Here is a 20,503-nt window from a genome sequence, read left to right as displayed (position 1 = left end):
GATGACACAGCCAACAAAATCAAATCGTAAGTTATTAATCATGCTGATTGCTGGATCAATTGGTATGTTTGGGTTTGGTTTTGCATTGGTACCGCTTTATGACGTGCTCTGCGATACATTGGGTATTAATGGCAAAACCCAAAATAGCGCCAGTAGCTATGAAGCGGTAGTGGTTGATAAAAGCCGTACCGTTACCATTGAATTTGTGACCCAAGTTCAGTCAGATATGCCATGGGAATTTAGCCCTAAAGTTAACCAAATAAGCGTCCATCCTGGTGAGCTCACTCACGCACAATTTTTGGTTAAAAACCTGTCTGCACACGACACAGTAGGCCAAGCAATCCCTTCAGTATCACCTGGACAAGGAGCGGCGTACTTCAATAAAACGGAATGTTTTTGCTTTAACCAACAACCATTGGCCGCATCAGCAACAGCAGAATTACCATTGATTTTCTACGTGGACCCGGATTTACCCGCGTCTATTAATACATTGACTCTCTCTTATACCCTCTATGACATCACCGATAAACAGACGATCGTCGTAGAGCAAGGAGCAGCAAAATGACCACAAAGTATCAAACTTATTATGTGCCAAACCAAAGTGCTTGGCCGATAATCGGTGCTATAGGCTTATTTTTAATTGCATTTGGCGCAGGCACTTATGTACAACAATTAGCCACTGAAAAAACCTCAGGAAGTTACATATTAATCACTGGTTTTGCCGTGATTATCTTTATGATTTTTGGTTGGTTTAAAACCGTTATTGATGAATCAATGGCAGGACTTTACTCACCACAAATGGATCGTTCATTTAGGCAAGGAATGAGCTGGTTTATTTTTTCAGAAATTATGTTTTTTGGGGCTTTTTTTGGCGCATTATTTTATGCACGTATGATTTCAGTACCTTGGCTTGGTGGCGCATCGAACAATGCCATGACTCATGAGGTACTGTGGCCTGCCTTTGAAGCAATTTGGCCTTTGGTGAAAACACCTGATGGGAGTGCAACCGAGGCGATGCCATGGACGGGTTTGCCATTAATCAACACCATCATCCTGTTAACCTCATCGGTTACCTTGCATTTTTCCCACATCAATCTCGAAAAAGCCAATCGTAAACCGTTGATCATCTGGTTAGCGTTAACGGTGATTTTGGGGATTGCGTTTCTCAGTTTACAGGTCGAAGAATACAGCCATGCCTATCAAGAAATGGGCCTAACCCTATCTTCAGGAGTGTACGGTAACACCTTCTTTTTATTAACCGGTTTTCACGGCATGCACGTGACGATTGGTACCCTGTTCTTGATTATTTTATTACTCAGAATTATCAAGGGTCACTTTAACCCCGATAAACATTTCGCATTTCAAGCGGGTAGTTGGTATTGGCACTTCGTTGATGTGGTTTGGCTATGCTTATTCATTTTTGTTTATGTGCTGTAAATCAGCACTAATAAGGTCTGGGGTTAGGTTGAATGTAGCCTAGCCCTAAGGCCACCAGCAGCACCACAATCACGACAACAGAAAATAACACTCTACGACCAAGATAATGGCTCATTGATTGTTGATGCTGCCCTTTGACCATAATAAATAAGGCTCTAGCTAAGTTAAATAATATGAATACAAGCAACGAGACTAAAACTAACTTAACAATGAAAGGTGTTGTCACAGGCAATCCTTTTAGGAGTGTGGGTGTGTCTCGGGTATTATTTGTAATGATTACTTTGGTCGTGTTTGGCTTATTGGTCAAGTTAGGATTATGGCAATTATCACGGGCAGCGTTTAAACAAGAGTGGCAAAGCACATTACTTGTGCGCCAACAGCAGCATGCACTCAATTATGAGGCAATGTTAGCACTGGTTAATTTATCAAAGTTACCCACTGGGTCTGAGTCAGAGGCGGCATTGCTCACAGGTTACCGCTTATCGATTTTGGCAAAACCCGTTAATAACACAATAATGCTGTTAGACAATCAGGTGTATCAGGGGCAAGTGGGATATTTAGCTTACCAAGTGTTTGAAATAACCCCAGAGCAGCCTTGGATACTCGTTGAACTAGGTTTTGTTGCAGCCAACAAAGACCGTCGAATATTGCCTCAACTTGAACCACTAGAAATACGCTACTACACCCTCTATGGACGGGTATATCAAAAACAAACCAATCCATTTAGTGATCAGTTAGATGCTGAACAACGCGCCGATGCGCCAATACGTTTTCAAAACATCAACACTGCAGCATTAGCTGACATGTTAGAACATTCGCTAATACCTGTAGTGCTACAACCTGAAAATGTCCCGCGCTACAACTTACCGCAACCTTGGGTGCCGATCCCATTATCGGCGCAGAAGCATCAAGGTTATGCCTTGCAATGGTTCACTATGGCAGGAGTATTTTTAGGATTAATGAGCTGGATAGCATATCGACAATATCGACGTTAACTCTCGTCGTGAATAAATAACTTAACAATAATATCAATATGATAAAGAGGAGATGGAATGAACTCCCTACCGAAAAAGAGCAATAAAGCGCTAATCGTATTACTGCTGGTGTTTATTTTACCGGTTGCAATAGCCAAGTTAGTGCTAAGCCTAGAACTCTATAATGGTGCGGCGACGAACAAGGGGGCACTGATCACTCCCGAAGTGAGTTATGCCAACTTAGCCATGGAAAACCCTAAACCACATATTTGGCAGGTACTTTTTTTTCTCCCCGAGCAGTGTAACGAGCAGTGTCAAGAACGTCTGTATATTTTACACCAGAGCTATATCGCACTAGGCAAAGATAGAGATCGCGTTATCCCTATCATAGTGGTGAATAATCATAGCGACACCAAGATACTCAAACAATTGAATATCGGCTTTGATCAAGTCAATGCCAATGATGCACTTGCAACATTGTTGACTGAACAACAGCTGATCATTGTCGATCCTCTTGGCAGCCTAGTGATGCAATATGACAATGTGATTGGCCACGACGCCAATATTGCCCAAGGTAAAGCCATGATTGCTGATTTACGCAAAATGCTTAAATTATCGAGGGTGGGCTAATGACCATTAATCGGCTGATAAAATTTACCTTGGTATTTACCTTAGCGGTCATTTTAATGGGGGCTTACACACGCTTATCTGATGCCGGACTGGGTTGCCCTGATTGGCCTGGATGTTATGGCCATTTAGCGGTACCCAGTGCAAGCCATGACTTAGCAAAAATCGAAACGCATTTTCCACAAATGACCATAGAGCCAGAAAAAGCATGGCTTGAAATGATCCATCGCTATATCGCCGGTGCATTAGGATTAATGGTATTAGCTATCCTTGTATTGTGCCTTAAACAACCTCATGCACCGAAAAAACTCCCCAGTTTTATAGCCGTCTTAATTGTATTTCAAGCAGCGCTTGGCATGTGGACTGTCACAATGAAACTAATGCCTATTGTGGTGATGGCACATCTTATTGGCGGTTTTAGTCTATTTGCCTTGTTACTACTGCTGTACCTTAGGCTTAAGCCATTACGGATCCCAGGAGGTGATACTTATGCCCGCAAACTGGTTCCGTTAGCTTTAGTCAGTCTAGGAGTATTAGTCATTCAAATTGTACTCGGCGGCTGGACCTCATCGAATTACGCGGCTCTAGCCTGTACTTCGTTACCCATTTGCGAAGGTAACTGGGTCGATAACTTACGTATTGCCGATGCTTTTTCACCGTTCCAAGGCGATCATCCTAGTTTTGAATTTGGGGTATTAGACTATGCAACTCGAATGACCATTCATGTCAGTCATAGAGTTTGGGCCGTTGTTACTGCCATAACATTGATCCTACTAGCGCTAAAATTACGTTATGCACAATCACATGTAATGCGAAACAGTGGTTACTTATTACTGTTATTGGTAATCACCCAAGTCGGACTGGGTATTAGCAATGTGGTGATGAATTTACCTTTGGGCATCGCGGTATCACACAATGCAGGTGCAGCCTTATTGCTGCTTACCTTAGTCTTTATTAATTACGCCCTGTGGCGTAAAGCATAAGCGAGGATCGACCATGACAAAACCTCTTACTATTAGTCAGGTTCAACCTAAATTAACCCTACAATGGCGCGCTTATTTTGAAATGACCAAACCAAAAGTAGTTGCACTTATGCTACTTACCGTATTGGTTGGCATGTGTTTATCGGTACCGGGCATAGTGCCGCTGCAACCTTTAGTTGCTGGTATGGCAGGCATTGCAATGATGGCGGGGGCAGCGGCAGCATTTAATCATTTAATCGATCGCAAAATTGATGGCTTGATGGCCCGCACTTACAACCGACCTTTACCCAAAGGTAAAATATCGACAACCAAAGCGGCTGCATTTGCTGTGTCTCTCGGAGCCCTAGGCTTTGTGGTACTGTATGCCTTAGTCAATCCCCTAACCGCTTGGCTGACGTTTGCCAGTTTAATCGGCTACGCCTTGGTGTATACCGCTTACCTTAAACGAGCAACTTCACAAAATATCGTTATCGGCGGATTAGCAGGCGCTATGCCACCATTACTTGGCTGGACCGCGATAACCAATGAAATGCATGGTTACGCCCTGTTACTTGTGATTATTATCTTCACTTGGACCCCACCGCATTTTTGGGCGTTAGCGATTCACCGCCGTAAAGAATATGCCAAAGTTGATATTCCAATGCTCCCCGTAACGCACGGGGTAGAATTTACCAAAACCTGTATTTTGCTTTACACTATTTTACTCGCCATTGCCTGTTTACTGCCTGTTTTAGTCGGTATGTGTGGTCCAATATATTTGGTCGGCTCTACCCTACTCAGTTGTGGCTTTATCTATAAAGCGTGGCAGTTAAAGTTTCATGATTATCCAGAACTGTCGATGCAGGTGTTTAAATTCTCAATTTATCATTTAATGGTGTTATTTATTGTTCTATTAGTAGACCATTATTTTTGGGTAAACACTTAACCTAGAAAAGGAAATATATTGAAAATAATCATAGCATTAGGGCTGATATTATTAGCCATAGGCGGAGGTGTTGCTTACCAAAAGATGCAAACAGAACCTATGGTACTGGCAACCAGTTATGTATTTGAACAGCAGCGGGCATTGGCACCATTTACATTAGCAGACCAGTACGGCAACACCTTCAATAACCAATCATTGCAAGGTAAATGGAGCTTATTTTTTATTGGTTACACTGCTTGCCCTGATGTATGCCCTACTACCTTGAATAAACTCGCCGCGGCTTATCCACAGCTACAAAAAATAGCCAAGAATATACAAGTGGTGTTTGTGTCGGCAGATCCTAAACGCGACACTCAAGCGAAACGTTTGGATTACATCAATTTTTTTAATCAGGACTTTATAGCGGTCACTGCACAACACGCTGATTTGTTTCCCTTTAGTCGTGACTTAGGCTTTGTATACGCTATGGTTGGAGACGGTAGCGACTATCAGGTAGACCATAGCGCATCTTATGTATTAGTTTCCCCCCGAGTAGAAAAGATTGCGGTATTTAAACCAAAACCTCAACCCGGCCAATTAGCGCAAATTCTTAATGCAGAACTGATTGCTGACTTTGAGCAAATAGTAAAATCCTGGCAATAGCGCAGACTCATTAACCGCAACGGTAACTAACTGAGATAACATTATTCTTCGAGCCACTGCCCATTATCTTGTGGGCGGATCCACGCTTGTGAAAACCAATAATAACCGGTTTTTGTTTTGCTCGGTGCCGTACAATTATAACGCGAACGTCCTGGGGCTAAATCTGATGATGCCTGAATCGATAAGCGATTTTTACTTAACCAAATGGGCTTTTTAGGGCCTTGCCCTTGAATAAAACACATCACCTGATGTGGATAAATATCTTCAGTATCGAGGGTTAATATCAACTTAGGTCGCCATTGGCCGGATACAAGTAGAGGGTCGCTTATATTTTGCTTAGTTACAGGCATAGGTAAACTGGAAAATTTGACCTTCAAACTCGCCAAATCAGCGTAAGCATTGGCCACAGGGAAACGCGGTAACGCCGTTAATGAAGCATACTCTCCAGCGGCCCCCGATTGCTGACCAAAACCAACAAAGCCGTGTTTAGTCAAAATAGCTTCTAACTTGCTAGTGTATTCGCCGTATGGATAAGCAAACATTTTTACGCTTTGGCCGGTACGTTTTAAGATCTCGGCTTCCGTTGCGAGAATATTGTCTTCAACTCGTGCTTGCCATTGGTCTTGGGTTTCTTTACCTTGGCGACGAATTAAATGTTCATGCCCCCAACTGTGATTCGCTATTGTCACCCCTTGCTCTGACAGAGTGTTAATATCTTGCCAGCTCATCATCCCTTGGTAACCTGCTTCAATCGGAGCAACAGAAATAAATACCGTATAGGGAAACTTGTGTGTGGCTAAAATAGGTGCCGCATTTTGAATAATGCTGTCATAGCCATCATCAAAGGTAATCACAATACTTTTATGATTTAAGGTCGTGTTATGCTTAATACTAGCAACAGCATCGGTTAAAGAAATAACCGTAAAATCATTATCAGCTAAATACTGCATTTGCTCAGCAAACTGACTCGGGGTCACACTGGTACTTTTAGGCGTGTTTTCAGACACATGATGATACTGTAAAATAACCACTGCATTGGCATCTAAATGCAATACACTCAAACTGAGCAATGCCAACCATAACGCTATTTTCTTAACCATGATTATTCATACCTATGTCAGTTAGTACACTACTGTTAAATCGCCAAAAAAATCGTCAATTATTGGCATTAGCAACACCCATGATCCTGTCTAATATTACCATTCCGCTCTTAGGATTAGTTGATACAGCTGTGATTGGGCATCTAGGACACGCTTATTATCTTGGTGGCGTAGCCTTAGGAAGTACCATCATCACCTTGATGATATGGTTGCTTGGTTTTTTACGTATGTCCACCACCGGACTTGTCGCACAAGCCTTCGGGGCTAATGATACCTCAACTCAGCAACAATTACTGATACAAGGTTGCAGCTTAGCATTAACCTTAGGTTTGGTTGGCGTCATGCTGCAATCTCCTCTGCTCAATTTAGCGCTCAGTCTCAGTGATGCCAGTGAGCAAGTCATGCTCTATTGCCGCCAGTATGTGTCGATTCGAATCTGGTCCTTGCCTTTTGCCCTAACCAATTTAGTGCTACTGGGTTGGTTGCTTGGGCGCCAAAAGCCCAAAGCGGCTATGTGGCAGCTGATTATCGCCAACAGCGTCAATATTATTCTCGATATTGTATTTGTCATGGTATTTAAATGGAATGTGCAAGGCGCGGCATTGGCATCGGTTATTGCTGACATCTGTGCTTTTTCAGTGGCATTAGTCATGGTTAAACGCCAACTTATTGATATGGGTGGACTCAAATTTAGCCAGGTTATCGCGCATTTATCTTGGCGCGGTTATGCTCGTTTACTCACCTTAAATCGTGATATTTTTATTCGCAGTTTATGCTTACAAGCCGCGTTTAGCTTTATGACTTTTTATGGTGCCGGCTTAGGTGACAATATTATTGCCGCTAATGCCGTGCTGCTTAATTTACTGATGCTGATATCTTATGCATTAGACGGCATAGCCTATTACGCCGAAGCAGAAGTGGGCCGCGCATTTGGTCAAAAAAATCCAACCTTACTCCATGACAGCGTAGTGTTAGCTTTTTGCTGGTCGGCAATAGTGGCAGGATTATTTAGCCTACTATTTTGGTTGGCAGGGCCGTGGATAATTCAGCTATTAACCAATATAGAAGCGGTGCAAGATACTGCCAATAATTACTTAATCTGGCTCATTTTTATGCCTATATTGGCGTTTGGCTGCTATTTATTTGATGGGGTATATATTGGCGCTGCACAAGGACAAACCATGCGAAATAGTATGATAATCGCGACCTTTGCAGTTTACTTTCCGAGTTGGTACCTGTTGCAAGCTTGGGGCAACCACAGCCTTTGGGCTGCAATGTCGATATTCATGCTATGTCGAAGTGTAACACTCGGCTGGCACTATTATTATAAACTCAGGTATCAACTGGTGAGCGTATAATATATTGAAGACCTCGCTATAAAAATGTAACATCCTAACAACATATTATCGCTCTTCAAACGGATCTTTAATGAAACGGATTTTATGGCTTGTTGTTAGTTTATGTCTATTTTCGCATAGCTCTTTTGCCAACCCCCTGCCTGTAGAAGCCTTCGCCAGCATCCCAGATGTCCGCTTTGTTAGCTTATCACCTGACGGAAAAAAAATAGCATCACTCATTCGAGTCAGTACTAATGAGCTTGAAGGTCAAGTACTCTCTATTCGCGACATTAAAACCAATAAAGATATTTTCCCATTACAGACTGACAACCAAAAATTTGTCATCTTATCGTTAACCTGGGCAAATGATGATGTCATCTTAATCGAATCTAAATATCCTTCTATTCGTCGAGGCATACCCACAACCGAAACCCGCTTAATGAATTACACACTGAGCGACAACAAAACCACAAGTGTCTTTTCTAATCACTCGCTATCGCGCTTTTACGGGTATGGGTTACCGCAATTACAAGCATCGGTTATTGACTACCTTGACAATGATCCCGGTCATATCCTAATGCAAATTCAAGGCTTAGGTTCTAAACCACAATATGAAAGCGTCATTAAAGTCAGTTTAAAAACCGGCGCTATCAAGACATTACAACCGGCACGTATGTATATTGGAGACTGGTTAACCGATAGGCAGCACAACGTGCGTATTGGTATTTATCGCGATGACACAAGCTACCGTATTTACGAGCAAAAAGCAGCGGGTGAAGATCTGCGTATATTATGGGAGTTCGAAGCGCTAGCAGAAGATGTCATCTGGCCTATCGGTTTCGACCATGATCCCAATATCTTGTATATCAGCGCCTATAATCAAGGTCTAAAAGCCATCTTTAAAGTCAACTTAACAGACCCAACATTGACTAAAGAGCTGGTGTTTCACAATGAAAATTACGATGTTGAAGGCTGGTTAGTTTATTCTGAACTAAAGCAAAAAGTGATTGGTTTAAGCACCGACATTGAAGGTGAATATCTGTTCTGGGATCAAGACTATATCAAGTTGAATAATGGTCTAACGGCAGCATTACCCGAGTCACACAATGCCATCACCCAGTTCAGTGATGATGAACGTCGTTACATCGTTTATGCAACTGGCCCAATTGAATCTGGGGCGTATTACTTTGGTAATAGAGATCAAAATGCACTTTACCCTGTGGCTTATCGATACAGCCAATTGCCACCAGAGCTATTATCAACACCTAAAACGGTTAATTACCAGGCTCGCGATGGTTTAGCCATTGAAGCCTTTTTAACCACCCCAAAAGACGCTATCGCCAAAAACTTACCGACCATTATCTTTCCTCATGGCGGGCCAATTAGCTATGACTCAACCACCTTTGATTATTGGGCGCAGTTTTTAGCTAACCGCGGATATGCGGTACTGCAAATGAACTTTCGTGGCTCGGCAGGTTATGGCTTCAACTTTATGAGCTCGGGTCTTAAAAACTGGGGCTTAGAGATGCAAACCGACATTGAGGATGGTGCTCACTGGCTGATAGGCCAAGGTATTAGCGATCCTAAACGCATGTGTATTGTTGGTGCGAGTTACGGCGGTTATGCCGCATTAATGGGTGTGGCTATCACACCTGATCTGTATCAATGTGCTATTAGTGTTGCGGGCGTGACAGACCTTGAAGAATTAGTTAAATCATCGCGTGGATACGACAATAGTAAAATTGTTAAAAAACAAATTGGTGATGATTACGACGATTTATATCAGCGATCACCGATTAGCAAAGTGGCCAGTATTAAGGTACCAGTGTTATTAATCCACGGTACGAAAGATCGTGTGGTGCGCGTAGAGCAAAGTGAAAAAATGTATGATGCGCTTAAGGATTTACAGAAGCCAGTAAAGTATATCGAATTAGAAAATGGCGATCATTACTTAAGTAATAACCAACACCGTCTTACTACATTTATTGAAATAGAACGCTTTTTAGCAGCTAATCTTGGAGTACAATAAAGCCAATTTAGTGTTTAACTATTATCTAATTAGTCATAATGAGAACAGCATGACCGAACAATTGATTATTACCGACCTTGAGATCGGCAAGGGTAAAGCGGCAGTAAAAGGGGCATTAATTACCACTCGCTACAGTGGACGTTTAGCCGATGGCACTCAATTTGATGCGTCAGATGCATTTCAATGTGTTATCGGCACAGGCAGAGTAATTAAAGGTTGGGACCAAGGTATTATCGGTATGAATGTTGGCGGTAAAAGACAATTATCAGTACCGGCACATTTAGCCTATGGTGAGCGTCAAATGGGTGATCGTATTCCAGCAAACTCTGATTTATTCTTTGATATAGAGTTACTTGAAGTGCTCACTCGAGACGACTAATTGACATGAATATAGCAGTGTAACAAACGAAAACGCGACCGGTGAGGTCGCGTTTTTTGTAATGTGCAATTCGTTATGCTTACGCGTAAGAATGATCACCGTGTTGGTGTTCTGTTACGTCACGTACCCCAGTCAATTCTGTAGGGAACATGTCTAGTAACTGCTTCTCGATACCATCTTTTAAAGTGATATCAACTTGAGAACAACCGTTACACCCACCACCAAACTGCAATACTGCAACACCCGCGTCGGTAATTTCTACCAGCATGATGTTACCGCCATGGCTGGCAAGTTGTGGATTAATTTCTGACTGAATAACGTATTCAATACGTTCAACAAGAGGTGCATCGCCAGACACTTTACGCATTTTAGCGTTAGGTGCTTTTAAGGTTAACTGCGAACCAAGCTGATCAGTTACGAAATCAATGCTAGCATCATCTAAAAATGGCGCGCTTTTTTCATCAACCATGGCGCTAAAGCCATTAAAAGGCAGTTCAACATCATCAGCTTCAGCAGCATCGGGTGGACAATAAGACACACCACACTCTGCTTGTGCAGTACCAGGACTGATAACAAACACACGAATGTGAGTGCCTTCAGGTTGATCGGCCAATAGTTTGACGAAATGGGCCTGAGCTGTATCGGAAATGGTGATCATAAAAACCTGCTCCGTCAGGGAGTACCTGAGTAAATTAGTAAGAATTAGACCTATGATACTCTGTGTTGCATTAGCTTTGTAGTGTCCATGAGATTTGATCGTAAAAAAATGATCTAGTTCAACGTTTTTTAAGCTTACAAAAAATGCAAAACGCACTGTAACAGGGCTTGCAGCAGGTATTAGCCAATTGTTTTTATTTATAAAAAATATTGTTATTACTCAAGTCGAATTAATCTAACCCACAATCGAGCTAATCTAATAATCCCGGAGCCTCAGCCCGCGCAAGGCACCATGTTTGTACATGAACAAATTGTGCACTAAATAATCGGCTTATTTCATCTACGGTTGTACCGGTTGTCACCACATCATCAATTAACGCAACACGCTGATAACGAATCTCCGCTTGTAACTGGAATGCGCCATGGCAGTTCTTGCGCCGCTGTTTACCCGCTAAGCCTGTTTGCGGCGCAGTATCAACCACCCGAGTTAAGCAACTGTCGTCTAGCGGAATACCCGTTAATCGGCTAAGTTGTTTCGCAATTAACCAAGCTTGGTTAAAGCCTCGCTGTCGTAAACGATTTGGATGCAAAGGCACAGGGATCAACACCTGTGGTCGCCTAATGATGCCATGTTTAATCAGTAAGGCAATTCGACAAGCTAATTGCTGAGTTATCGCGTTAAGCGGTGCACATTGTTGTTGGTATTTTATCGCGGCAATCAGAGGGCCTAGTCCTTGATGATAACTGCAAGGTGCCACCACAACATTGGGCGTATGCTTAAGGCATTTACCACAATATGCTTGCAACAGTGCGATTTCACGGCCACAACCTAAACACACTTCATGTTGGTACAAACTTGCCGCTAAACACACCTGGCATACACCAGTGAGCACTTGATTAGCAAACAATTGTTCATAATCCATTTGATCTATCCTTTGCTGGCACAGCAAGCAACGGTTGGGTAAACTGCCTAGTAAAATAACCCTAGCACGCTGAATGCGCTTGGCGCATAAACGTAATATGTGGGTGATGTTGATTGAATTATTGATTGACGGCATTGGCTATTCATTCCATTAAATAGACTCAAAAGAGGTGTTAACCGTGAGTTTTCCTGCATTGCATATTGATACCCTAGGCTCACAAGGCCAAGACATAGTGCTATTACACGGTTGGGGCGTGAATAACCAAGTCTTTAGTCCGTTAAAAAGCGCCTTGCACCAGTATAGAGTGCATTATGTGGATTTGCCGGGGTTTGGCCTCAGTGGCAACATTGATGGTGACATAACGCAATGGTCACAAGCACTTGCAGCGCAACTTCCACAGCAGGCAATTTGGATTGGCTGGTCATTAGGTGGCTTAATTGCGAGTCAAATTGCCATTGATTATCCAGAGTCTGTAGCAGCATTAGTGACGATTGCCTCATCGCCCTGCTTTATGAGCCGGGAAGCAAATGAGCTTAATCCAACTTGGCCTGGTATCCAGCCAGATGTATTGGCACAATTTTCAAGCCAATTAAGCCGTGACTTAACTCGTACCGTTGAACGATTTTTGGCGATTCAAGCCATGGGAAGTGATAATCCCAAAGCGGATATCCAACAAATAAAAAGCTTAGTGTTAAGCAAACCATTGCCGACACAACAAGGATTATCCCAAGGATTGGATATGTTAGCGCAAGTAGATTTGCGTACAAGAATCGCTCAAATACAACAGCCGTGGTTACGAATTTGGGGTAAGTTAGACAGTTTGGTGCCGAGAAAGATCATCAGCGCATTACCGCAAAGTGACAGCATTGAAGACGTCGTACTACATAAAGCATCCCATGCGCCCTTTATTTCACATCCAGAGCTATTTTTAAGCCATTTATTACCCTGGATCATAAAATACAGCCAAAAATAACCTAATAACACTTTAGCCTTAGTGAAATATTGACTATAATTTAGCCAGCACATCTTATGGACAAGGTCTAGATGATTATTACCACTCATTATCCGCAGATACCGCTAGCAACTTCAAATGTTGCGACGGATCTTGCTCGTGTGGACAATCAACAAAAACCACCGGTTATTCCGCCACAAGAACCCACCAAAGGCCATGAAGAACGCCAATTAAATCCGCAAAATGAGCGTGCTAACGCGTATATTGTTGCAGAGAAAAAACAGCAAGAACAAACTAAACGTCAACAACAAAATGTCGCTCAGCAATCAGTTGAGTCTAAAATACCCGCTTCACCTATGGCTCGGCCTCAGACCATCAGAATTATTGCTAGTCAGACTCCAGCGCTGCAACGTAAAGATATTCAGTTAAAGACCCAACCAAATAACCCTAAAGCAACAGCAGAATCCAAACAACGCCAGTTTATAGACTCTGGCTTATCAAGTGCGGCATACCAACAATTTGGTCAGCGGATTGGTCAATTCTATCAACAACAATCCGCTCCAAATATTGAATCTCAGTTAAAAATCTTAGCGTGATACTGCGGGAGTAGCCAGATCAGTGATCGTCGGCTTTGCTTGTGTATTTTCTGAGCGATACAACATTTTGTTATAGGCAAGGCTGCCCCACAATGCCCAACCTAATGCCGCTTCTGCTTGTGCATCATCTAATTTGGTTGGCGTTAGCTTTTCAGTCGCAAAATCATAAGTCACACTTTCAGGCGGTAATTCAGGTTGTAAAATAGTCATTTTATTCCCTTCTAATAAGCCAAAGTTTTTATCATATTGCATCATCGCGCGGCCAGGCCAAGAATCAGGTTCTTTGGTTAAATCACGGCCTAGCATTGGATAGCTATCCGAAATACCCAGTAACGAAACTAACGTCGGCGACATATCAATTTGGCTCACAACCCGTGGATCGTGCTTCACCGCAATTCCGTCACCTAAAATAAGCCCTGGGATACGGAAACGAGAGACAGGTATGAGTGCAGCACCGCCAACACGACTGTCATGATCGGCCACAATCAAAAATACGGTGTCTTTCCAATATTCTGATTTTTTGGCTTTCTTGAAAAACTCACCCACTGCATAGTCGGCATATTTTACCGCGTTATGCATGGTGTATTGTGGTTGCTCATACAGCTCAATACGGTCATCAGGGAACTCATAAGGATCATGATTACTTGAGCTAAACACTAAACTGAAGAATGGTTTGCCCTCTTTATGCATGCGTGAAAACTCTTCATCAGCACGGAACAATAAGTCCTCATCAGACACGCCCCAAGATGCGACAAATGCAGGATCTTTATAATCACCTTGATCAACAATATCGGTAAAACCATTGCCTAAAAAGAAGCTGCGCATATTATCAAAGTGACTTTCTCCACCATAAATAAACTGTGTGGTATAGCCATGTTGTTTTAATAAATCAGCAATGGTAAAAAAGCCAGTTTGACTCTTACCCAGCTTAACCACTGCACGAGCTGGCGTAGGCGTAAAGCCAGTTGTCACCGCCTCAATACCTCTTACCGAGCGTGTGCCTGTAGCGTATAGGTTTTCAAAAAACCACCCTTGTTGAGATAACTCATCAATATTAGGTGTTAGCGGTAAACCACCTAAACTGCCGACAAAACGCGCACCAAGACTTTCTTGTAAAATGATCACTAGATTCTTTGGTTTGCCAGTATAACTAGCTTGATTGAACGACAAGGTTGGAATGGCGGATGACGTAAATGCACTCAGTGGTCTGCCACTTTCACGGCGCACAATATCAATCACTTTTTGATCAGCTAGCTTGCCATACACTTTCGATGCATCTTCTTCGTTACCCATTTGTTTAATCGCAAAAACTAATGAAAAAGATGAATTAAGTACCAGAGAATTAACTAAAGGATCGTCAGAAAAAGCCACTAATGAAGGATTAAGTGGTCTATGCCCTAACGATGAACGTGCACCTAATATAGTCACGGCAATCACAATCACAGCAAGCACCGGACGCCAGTACCATTTAGGATAACGAATATTCTGCGTAAGCTTACCAGTAAACCACCAGCCACCCCATAAGGTCGCAATGGTGATCACTGCCGACAAAATAAGCTCGGCTTTACGCCCTGCCCATAACATCGATAATACTTCTTTTGGATACACCAGATATTCAACATACAAGCGATTAGGTCTAAAACCATATTCGGCAATAAATGACGGCGATGATGCTTCAAGGAAAATGATCACCCACAAGCCCAGCGTTAGCCACACTCGTAATATTGTTACCCAAACTCGGCCAACTAAATGCTCACCCGAAAATACGACTGTGCCTAAGGCTGCAATGCCCCATAACCAACACATAGAAGCAAAATCAACTCGTAAACCTTGAATAAAGATATAACCCCAACCTTGCGCATCACTGACGCGATCGGCCTGCCACAAAGACAAACCTAGGCGACTCAAGCTCAAGATAATAAGTGACATAACACTGAATATAATAATGGCTTGGAGTAAGCTTCGCGAATGTTGTGATGAAGAAGGCAGCGCAGAACGTGCGTTATACCTAAAGGAATTTACAGCCATTTATTGCTCCGATATTTTGTTATTTTTTGCTACATGCGCAATTTAGATGCAACAAGACGAGCCAAACGTAACATGATTGTTATTTACAACAGACTAATGTTGGTATTTTTACCCGTATTATGCTGATGAATAAGGCCTTAATAATTTGATCTATTCAATCAAATTAAATATTTTATTCTTTTACTTATCAATATATTAATGAAAAATCATAAAGACAGGGATCATTGGATCTAAAACTATCTTAGTCTAAGACTCTGATTCATTATCAAAGTTCACTGATAAAGGCGGCTATACTAACCTTTTATTAACGATTCAGCTCAATCGTTTATCTCTTCAATGTGATCTGACTTAAAACAATCATGTCTCACGGTCAGCTTTTACTGGAATATGTAAAGTAAACATAATCTTATCTGTCGATACTAACTCAAAGCTAAATGTAAACCCGTTCAATTTGGCAACATTTTCCACAATGGCTAAACCTAACCCATGGCGATCGCTATTTGAACGTGATTGTTCCGCTTGAAATAAAGGTAACGTGAGTCGTTCTAAATCATTGGCATTAATACAAGTGAGTAATTGGTTTTCAATACTAATCACTAACCCTTGGCTATCTGACGTTAATCGTATTGGAATCATTGATTTTGCTGGACTGTAGTACAGCGCATTATCAAACAGATTGGTTAAAATAAGATGTAAAGAAAACTCATCAATAAGATAATTTTTATCCGCAGCACGATTATCAATCATTAAACGAGCATGAATGGCTGAATACTTAAAGGCCAGCTCATCGATAACGCGGCTCATCAGATCATTAATATTGATAGGTTGGCAGTGCAGATTAATGCTTTCAGATGAGGCTTGTTGCAATAATAATAAATTATTAACTATCGTTTTCATCCGTAAGCTAATACTAAGTACATCTTGTTTGTAACTTCCCCCAATGCGCTCATCGTCTGGATAACGAATGTAAATTTCACTCAAACTGATCAATTCACTGATAGGTGTTTTCAGCTCATGGGCAATATCAGCAGTAATACGCTTTTCAGTTTGTAAGTATTGTTGGCTAATTTTGACAAACTTATTGAGCTCTGTGCGTATGGGTTCAATCTCAAGATAGCGCTCAGAGTCGGAAGACAGCGGAATATGTTTTTCATTAACATTGACCGTTTTTAAAGACATATTTAATTCGTTCAGCGGTGTTAAACCACGATAAATAACCTTAATGACGGCCCAGCGTATCAGCACAATAACCAGCAATAAACCAATGCCTAAGGTGGAATCAATAATCACTGAAATTTGACTTAAGTCTTCCGTTGTAATGGCTATCGTTAACCACATGGGTTCGACTTTGCTTATCATTGCGCGGTTTGCTTTGGGAATTTGCGGCTCAAAGTAGGACACCATTGCTCGACCGTCTCGCCCATCGGGTAACACGACATCAGCAAAAACCGCACTGTTAAGTGGTATGTCTTTTTTGAGTAAATTTGCATCGCTGTATTGAGTTAACGATTCAGAGCGCTCGAATACGTTCGAGCCTTGCCATAATTGAAAGAAACTCGCTTTGGTTGATGAGCCAAATTCAGGCATAAATTCGCCAGAAAAATCAAATTCAGTACCTTTTGGAGTGACTTTAACTAAGGTCTTTAGGTAATTAGACTTGTCGGTTAAGGCATTATCAAATTCAGCATCAACCCAATTATCTATGCTGATATCAATAGCAAAAAAAACTAAAATTAAAATAGCCGATACCACATAGGTCATGGTGTTGGCTAAATTTGTGGTTAACGATTTCATTCGTGCTCACCCACAAAATAACCAAAACCGCGCTTATTTTTAATGGGTAGCGTTGATCCAACGGCTTTGACCTTTTTACGCACCGACGACAAATGCGCTTCAATAGTATTTTTCGACAAATGGTTAAAAGAGCCTACGACGGCTTCGCTAATTTGTTCAGGATTAAGCACTTGCTTAGGGTTGTTAAATAAATACTCAACGATTTTAAATTCGTTTTTAGTCAGGTCGATATAGTGACCGTTTACATGCAGAGACTTATTACTGGTATCGAGAACAAAGTCAGCAATGCAAATCGATTTAACTTGCTGATTAAGTACACCCCGTCGCCCAAGAGTGATTAATCTGGCTTGTAATTCGTCAAACGAAAAAGGTTTAGTCAGGTAATCATCGGCCCCCGATAATAGTCCATTGACTCGATCTTCAGCTTGAGATTTAGCTGATAAAATAATGACTTTAGCCTGATTACCCAGTTTACGGATGCTTTTGAGTAAACTGATACCATCGACGTTAGGTAACATTAAATCTAAAATAATAAAGTCGTACTGGTTAGTCAGCGCCATGCTTAATCCCTCAGAACCATCACCGGTTTCATCAACGGTATAGCCTAAATGATCTAAGCCAACTCTAATGCCGCGACGCAAGGCTTCTGAGTCTTCAATTAACAGCACTTTCATTGAGTGTCCTTTATCATAATTACGCCTTTATCCACATCGCGATTAATGTTGCAAAAAGAACCATTACCTAAAACGATTATGAGTCCTTATTGCAACTATTTTGCATAACAAGCTAGCAACTAGGGTTAAGTCAGCTATGCCGACAAAATAACCCACCACACAATGACAGCCATTAACATACTAATAAACACAAAGGCCGAGGCAATATCTTTGGCTAAACCGGACAAGGTATGAAACTCTAAGCCAATACGATCAACCACTACCTCTATGGCGGTGTTAACCAGCTCTGCAAACAACACAAACAATAATGCCAACACTAATATAGCCGATTGTGGTGCGCTAATATTGGCCATACAAGCAAATATCGTTAATGGGATAAACAGCAGTAACTCTTGTTGGAATGCTGCTTCATTGCGACACATCCACTTTAAGCCATTAAAGGTATTTTTACAGGTATAAAGTAAACGCATTATACCGGTACGTTTAACCACTATTTTTTCCATGTTGATACTCTCGTCATTGCGCTGGCTAGAAGATGAATTTGAAATTGATGAGGTCATTTATCCGGCCACTTTAATTAGTTTTACACGCTGTGGTGATGTCTAACTTTGGATCATGTACCGAAGTTGCAACCCCATAAAGCCCTAGTAATGTGTGGAACAAATTGTCATGGGAAAAAGTCCCTGTTTGAGCTAAATTAACCAAACATTGACGATCCATTCCTTTCGCTTGAGTGTAGTCTTGTGGCAACCACATAAACCAAGGAATATGAGTTTGCTCCTTAGGTGCAAAGGCATAAGGTGTGCCATGTAAATACATGCCGTTTTCACCCAGAGACTCTCCATGATCAGAAAGATACACTAAGCTGACATTATATTTATCTTGGTATTGCTGCAGTACTTTAATGGTTTCGGCTAATATATAGTCGGTATACGCTAGGGTATTGTCATATACATTGACGATCTCCTCATCAGTACAGTTTTCAATATCACTGCGACTGCATGCTGGTGAAAATCGCTGCATATTTTCAGGATATCGCTTCCAATAGGTCGGGCCGTGGCTCCCCATAGTATGCAAAGCAATCATCTGATTATTTAAGCTGTTTTTGCCTGAAGAAGTTTGGTTTTCAACATCTTGCTTCAACTTAGCACTAAGCTTATTGACTAACACTTGGTCATAACAACTTGAACCATCACATAATATAGGATCATCGTTAGGCGCAATATCAATCTTGGTCAAGCGGGCTGCGACTTCTTTATCACCGCCATCACTATCAAACCAAGTGACTTCAACACCGGCATTCTTTATCACATCTAGGACATTATTTTGCGCATCAGCAGCTTCACGGTTGTAATTATCGTGAGTCAACCGTGAAAACATACAAGGTAAAGAGTAGGCAGTTGCAGTCCCGCAAGAAAACGCATTTTGCAGCGCAATAATCCCTAAATTTTGGGTGTAAGGATTGGTATCACGTTGATAACCGTTATAAGCCATATTTTGCGCGCGGGCTGTTTCACCAACAACTAAGACCATCAACGTCGGTTTGTTATTACTGTTAGCCAGCAAGTGTGCATCTTGACCAATAGGATTAAAGGTTAATTTTTCAGTAAAATAACGGTTATTTAAATACTTAACTGTATTAAAAATATGTGCCGGAATAATCATCTTATTAAGATATTTATTATTACGCCCTACCGATGCGTAATCTTTGTAGAAAAACAGCACCATAACTCCGATTATTGCCAAGCTCACTAGCGTAAATCCAACACGCTGCAAGATGGCTTTAACGAATGATGGGCCACTGGTTAATTTAGCGCGATAAAGCAAAATAGATGGCAAAATACCTAGCAGCAACACATAGCCAACGGAAGGGAGACTGACATATGACCATGCTTCGCCTGAATTGGTCTCGAAAATATTTTCAATCATGCCGTAATCAAACATGACGTTATATTTTAGCATGGCGTACATTGCCGCAGACGACGTCAGTAGTAATACAATCATCACGGGTTTAAACACAAATCTATACGCAAAGAAGCTGAATATCAGCATAAAACAGCCAGTCAGTAAAATGGCTGGCGACAGAGAAAAAAGTACATGCCCCTCTGTGGATAACTCATAGATTTTACGTATTAGCGGAATATTCAGCACAAACCCAAAATAAATAGCAATGATGAAGATCATTGCCTCATAACTGAAACTTTTTGGGGTAATACGAGATAGTGTTTGCGTTAGTAATTTCAATGTTGCCACTCACTATTAACTTGATTGGTGGCGATATTCCACTCTGAAACTTAAGATTCACTTAATATAAACTGAATTATTGCTGTTTTGTTAATTCAGTTTCAATAATATGGCCTAATAAGCAAAAAACCCTAACATCTAAGATGAAAGGGTTTTAATAATTAACATTCTATTAATATAGAGTGTGGAGTCTGGACGTTAA

At 41.5% G+C, this 20,503-nt stretch carries 21 protein-coding genes; 12 read left to right on the top strand and 9 right to left on the bottom strand.

Annotation, left to right across the window (positions count from 1 at the left end; translation table 11 throughout):
- The first annotated feature begins 1 nt into the window (after position 1).
- Entirely contained in the window at positions 2-565 is a 564-nt protein-coding gene (locus ACED29_RS14105; protein WP_124018270.1) for a cytochrome c oxidase assembly protein, read from the top strand.
- Positions 562-1,437, top strand: a complete 876-nt coding sequence (locus tag ACED29_RS14100) for a cytochrome c oxidase subunit 3 (protein WP_371697909.1) — start codon at positions 562-564, stop codon at positions 1,435-1,437. The genes ACED29_RS14105 and ACED29_RS14100 overlap by 4 nt, the downstream gene beginning before the upstream one ends.
- Before the next feature lie 7 nt (positions 1,438-1,444).
- Here the strand turns inward: ACED29_RS14100 and ACED29_RS14095 are convergent, their stop codons facing one another.
- Positions 1,445-1,663 (bottom strand): DUF2909 family protein, encoded by a 219-nt coding sequence (locus ACED29_RS14095; RefSeq protein ID WP_124018268.1) that lies wholly within the window; start codon positions 1,661-1,663, stop codon positions 1,445-1,447.
- 25 nt (positions 1,664-1,688) lie between these two features.
- Here ACED29_RS14095 and ACED29_RS14090 point away from each other — a divergent pair, with 25 nt between their 5' ends.
- The 5 genes from ACED29_RS14090 to ACED29_RS14070 are packed head-to-tail and all read left to right on the top strand — an operon-like array spanning position 1,689 to position 5,588.
- Positions 1,689-2,432, top strand: a complete 744-nt coding sequence (locus ACED29_RS14090; protein ID WP_235781657.1) for an SURF1 family protein — start codon at positions 1,689-1,691, stop codon at positions 2,430-2,432.
- A 57-nt stretch (positions 2,433-2,489) separates the two neighbouring features.
- Entirely contained in the window at positions 2,490-3,041 is a 552-nt protein-coding gene (locus ACED29_RS14085) for a hypothetical protein (RefSeq protein ID WP_124018266.1), read from the top strand.
- Positions 3,041-4,021 (top strand): heme A synthase, encoded by a 981-nt coding sequence (locus tag ACED29_RS14080; RefSeq protein WP_124018265.1) that lies wholly within the window; start codon positions 3,041-3,043, stop codon positions 4,019-4,021. The genes ACED29_RS14085 and ACED29_RS14080 overlap by 1 nt, the downstream gene beginning before the upstream one ends.
- A 13-nt stretch (positions 4,022-4,034) precedes the next feature.
- Positions 4,035-4,946 (top strand): heme o synthase, encoded by a 912-nt coding sequence (gene cyoE, locus ACED29_RS14075; RefSeq protein WP_124018264.1) that lies wholly within the window; start codon positions 4,035-4,037, stop codon positions 4,944-4,946.
- 15 nt (positions 4,947-4,961) lie between these two features.
- Positions 4,962-5,588 carry an SCO family protein gene (locus ACED29_RS14070; RefSeq protein ID WP_124018263.1) on the top strand — a complete coding sequence of 209 codons (627 nt, stop codon included), beginning with the start codon at positions 4,962-4,964 and terminating at the stop codon, positions 5,586-5,588.
- Positions 5,589-5,629: 41 nt separating this feature from the next.
- Here the strand turns inward: ACED29_RS14070 and ACED29_RS14065 are convergent, their stop codons facing one another.
- Positions 5,630-6,688 (bottom strand): polysaccharide deacetylase family protein, encoded by a 1,059-nt coding sequence (locus ACED29_RS14065; protein WP_124018262.1) that lies wholly within the window; start codon positions 6,686-6,688, stop codon positions 5,630-5,632.
- Between the two features lie 14 nt (positions 6,689-6,702).
- On the opposite strand from ACED29_RS14065, the gene dinF reads away from it, so the two are divergent.
- The 3 genes from dinF (at position 6,703) to ACED29_RS14050 (ending at position 10,433) form a co-directional block, all read left to right on the top strand.
- Positions 6,703-8,046: an MATE family efflux transporter DinF gene (dinF, locus tag ACED29_RS14060; RefSeq protein WP_371697908.1), complete on the top strand. Its 1,344-nt coding sequence runs from the start codon at positions 6,703-6,705 to the stop codon at positions 8,044-8,046.
- Between the two features lie 70 nt (positions 8,047-8,116).
- The gene (locus tag ACED29_RS14055) at positions 8,117-10,054 is read left to right on the top strand and encodes an alpha/beta hydrolase family protein (RefSeq protein WP_371697907.1); all 1,938 of its coding nucleotides are present in this window, start codon (positions 8,117-8,119) and stop codon (positions 10,052-10,054) included.
- Positions 10,055-10,103: 49 nt separating this feature from the next.
- Complete coding sequence (locus tag ACED29_RS14050) at positions 10,104-10,433, top strand: FKBP-type peptidyl-prolyl cis-trans isomerase (RefSeq protein ID WP_124018259.1); 330 nt, start codon at positions 10,104-10,106, stop codon at positions 10,431-10,433.
- A 79-nt stretch (positions 10,434-10,512) separates the two neighbouring features.
- Here ACED29_RS14050 and nfuA read toward each other — a convergent pair whose 3' ends face one another.
- Both nfuA and ACED29_RS14040 read right to left on the bottom strand, forming a co-directional pair.
- Positions 10,513-11,091, bottom strand: coding sequence for a Fe-S biogenesis protein NfuA (nfuA, locus tag ACED29_RS14045; RefSeq protein WP_124018258.1), 579 nt, complete (start codon positions 11,089-11,091; stop codon positions 10,513-10,515).
- A gap of 250 nt (positions 11,092-11,341) precedes the next feature.
- Positions 11,342-12,148 carry a ComF family protein gene (locus tag ACED29_RS14040; protein ID WP_371697906.1) on the bottom strand — a complete coding sequence of 269 codons (807 nt, stop codon included), beginning with the start codon at positions 12,146-12,148 and terminating at the stop codon, positions 11,342-11,344.
- 43 nt (positions 12,149-12,191) lie between these two features.
- On the opposite strand from ACED29_RS14040, the gene bioH reads away from it, so the two are divergent.
- Together bioH and ACED29_RS14030 are read left to right on the top strand one after the other, a co-directional pair.
- A complete protein-coding gene (bioH, locus tag ACED29_RS14035) occupies positions 12,192-12,986 on the top strand; it encodes a pimeloyl-ACP methyl ester esterase BioH (protein ID WP_371697905.1) in 795 nt (264 codons plus the stop codon).
- Positions 12,987-13,057: 71 nt separating this feature from the next.
- Positions 13,058-13,561 carry a hypothetical protein gene (locus ACED29_RS14030; RefSeq protein ID WP_371697904.1) on the top strand — a complete coding sequence of 168 codons (504 nt, stop codon included), beginning with the start codon at positions 13,058-13,060 and terminating at the stop codon, positions 13,559-13,561.
- On the opposite strand, the gene ACED29_RS14025 is transcribed toward ACED29_RS14030, so the two are convergent.
- The 5 genes from ACED29_RS14025 to ACED29_RS14005 all read right to left on the bottom strand — a co-directional run bounded on the left by ACED29_RS14025 (position 13,553) and on the right by ACED29_RS14005 (position 20,301).
- Entirely contained in the window at positions 13,553-15,490 is a 1,938-nt protein-coding gene (locus ACED29_RS14025; RefSeq protein WP_347690498.1) for an LTA synthase family protein, read from the bottom strand. The two genes, ACED29_RS14030 and ACED29_RS14025, sit on opposite strands and share 9 nt — an antisense overlap.
- A 456-nt stretch (positions 15,491-15,946) precedes the next feature.
- Positions 15,947-17,383: a sensor histidine kinase KdpD gene (locus ACED29_RS14020; protein ID WP_182697677.1), complete on the bottom strand. Its 1,437-nt coding sequence runs from the start codon at positions 17,381-17,383 to the stop codon at positions 15,947-15,949.
- The gene (locus tag ACED29_RS14015) at positions 17,380-18,057 is read right to left on the bottom strand and encodes a response regulator transcription factor (protein ID WP_124018253.1); all 678 of its coding nucleotides are present in this window, start codon (positions 18,055-18,057) and stop codon (positions 17,380-17,382) included. Before ACED29_RS14015 ends, ACED29_RS14020 begins: the two co-directional genes overlap by 4 nt.
- 134 nt (positions 18,058-18,191) lie before the next feature.
- Entirely contained in the window at positions 18,192-18,560 is a 369-nt protein-coding gene (locus tag ACED29_RS14010) for a diacylglycerol kinase (RefSeq protein ID WP_124018281.1), read from the bottom strand.
- Between the two features lie 70 nt (positions 18,561-18,630).
- Positions 18,631-20,301, bottom strand: a complete 1,671-nt coding sequence (locus tag ACED29_RS14005; protein ID WP_371697903.1) for a phosphoethanolamine transferase — start codon at positions 20,299-20,301, stop codon at positions 18,631-18,633.
- Between the last annotated feature and the right edge of the window lie 202 nt (positions 20,302-20,503).

The organism is Shewanella sp. 5S214 (genome assembly GCF_041439795.1).
Lineage (GTDB): Bacteria > Pseudomonadota > Gammaproteobacteria > Enterobacterales > Shewanellaceae > Shewanella > Shewanella vesiculosa.
This window is presented reverse-complemented; position numbering and strand designations above follow the sequence as displayed.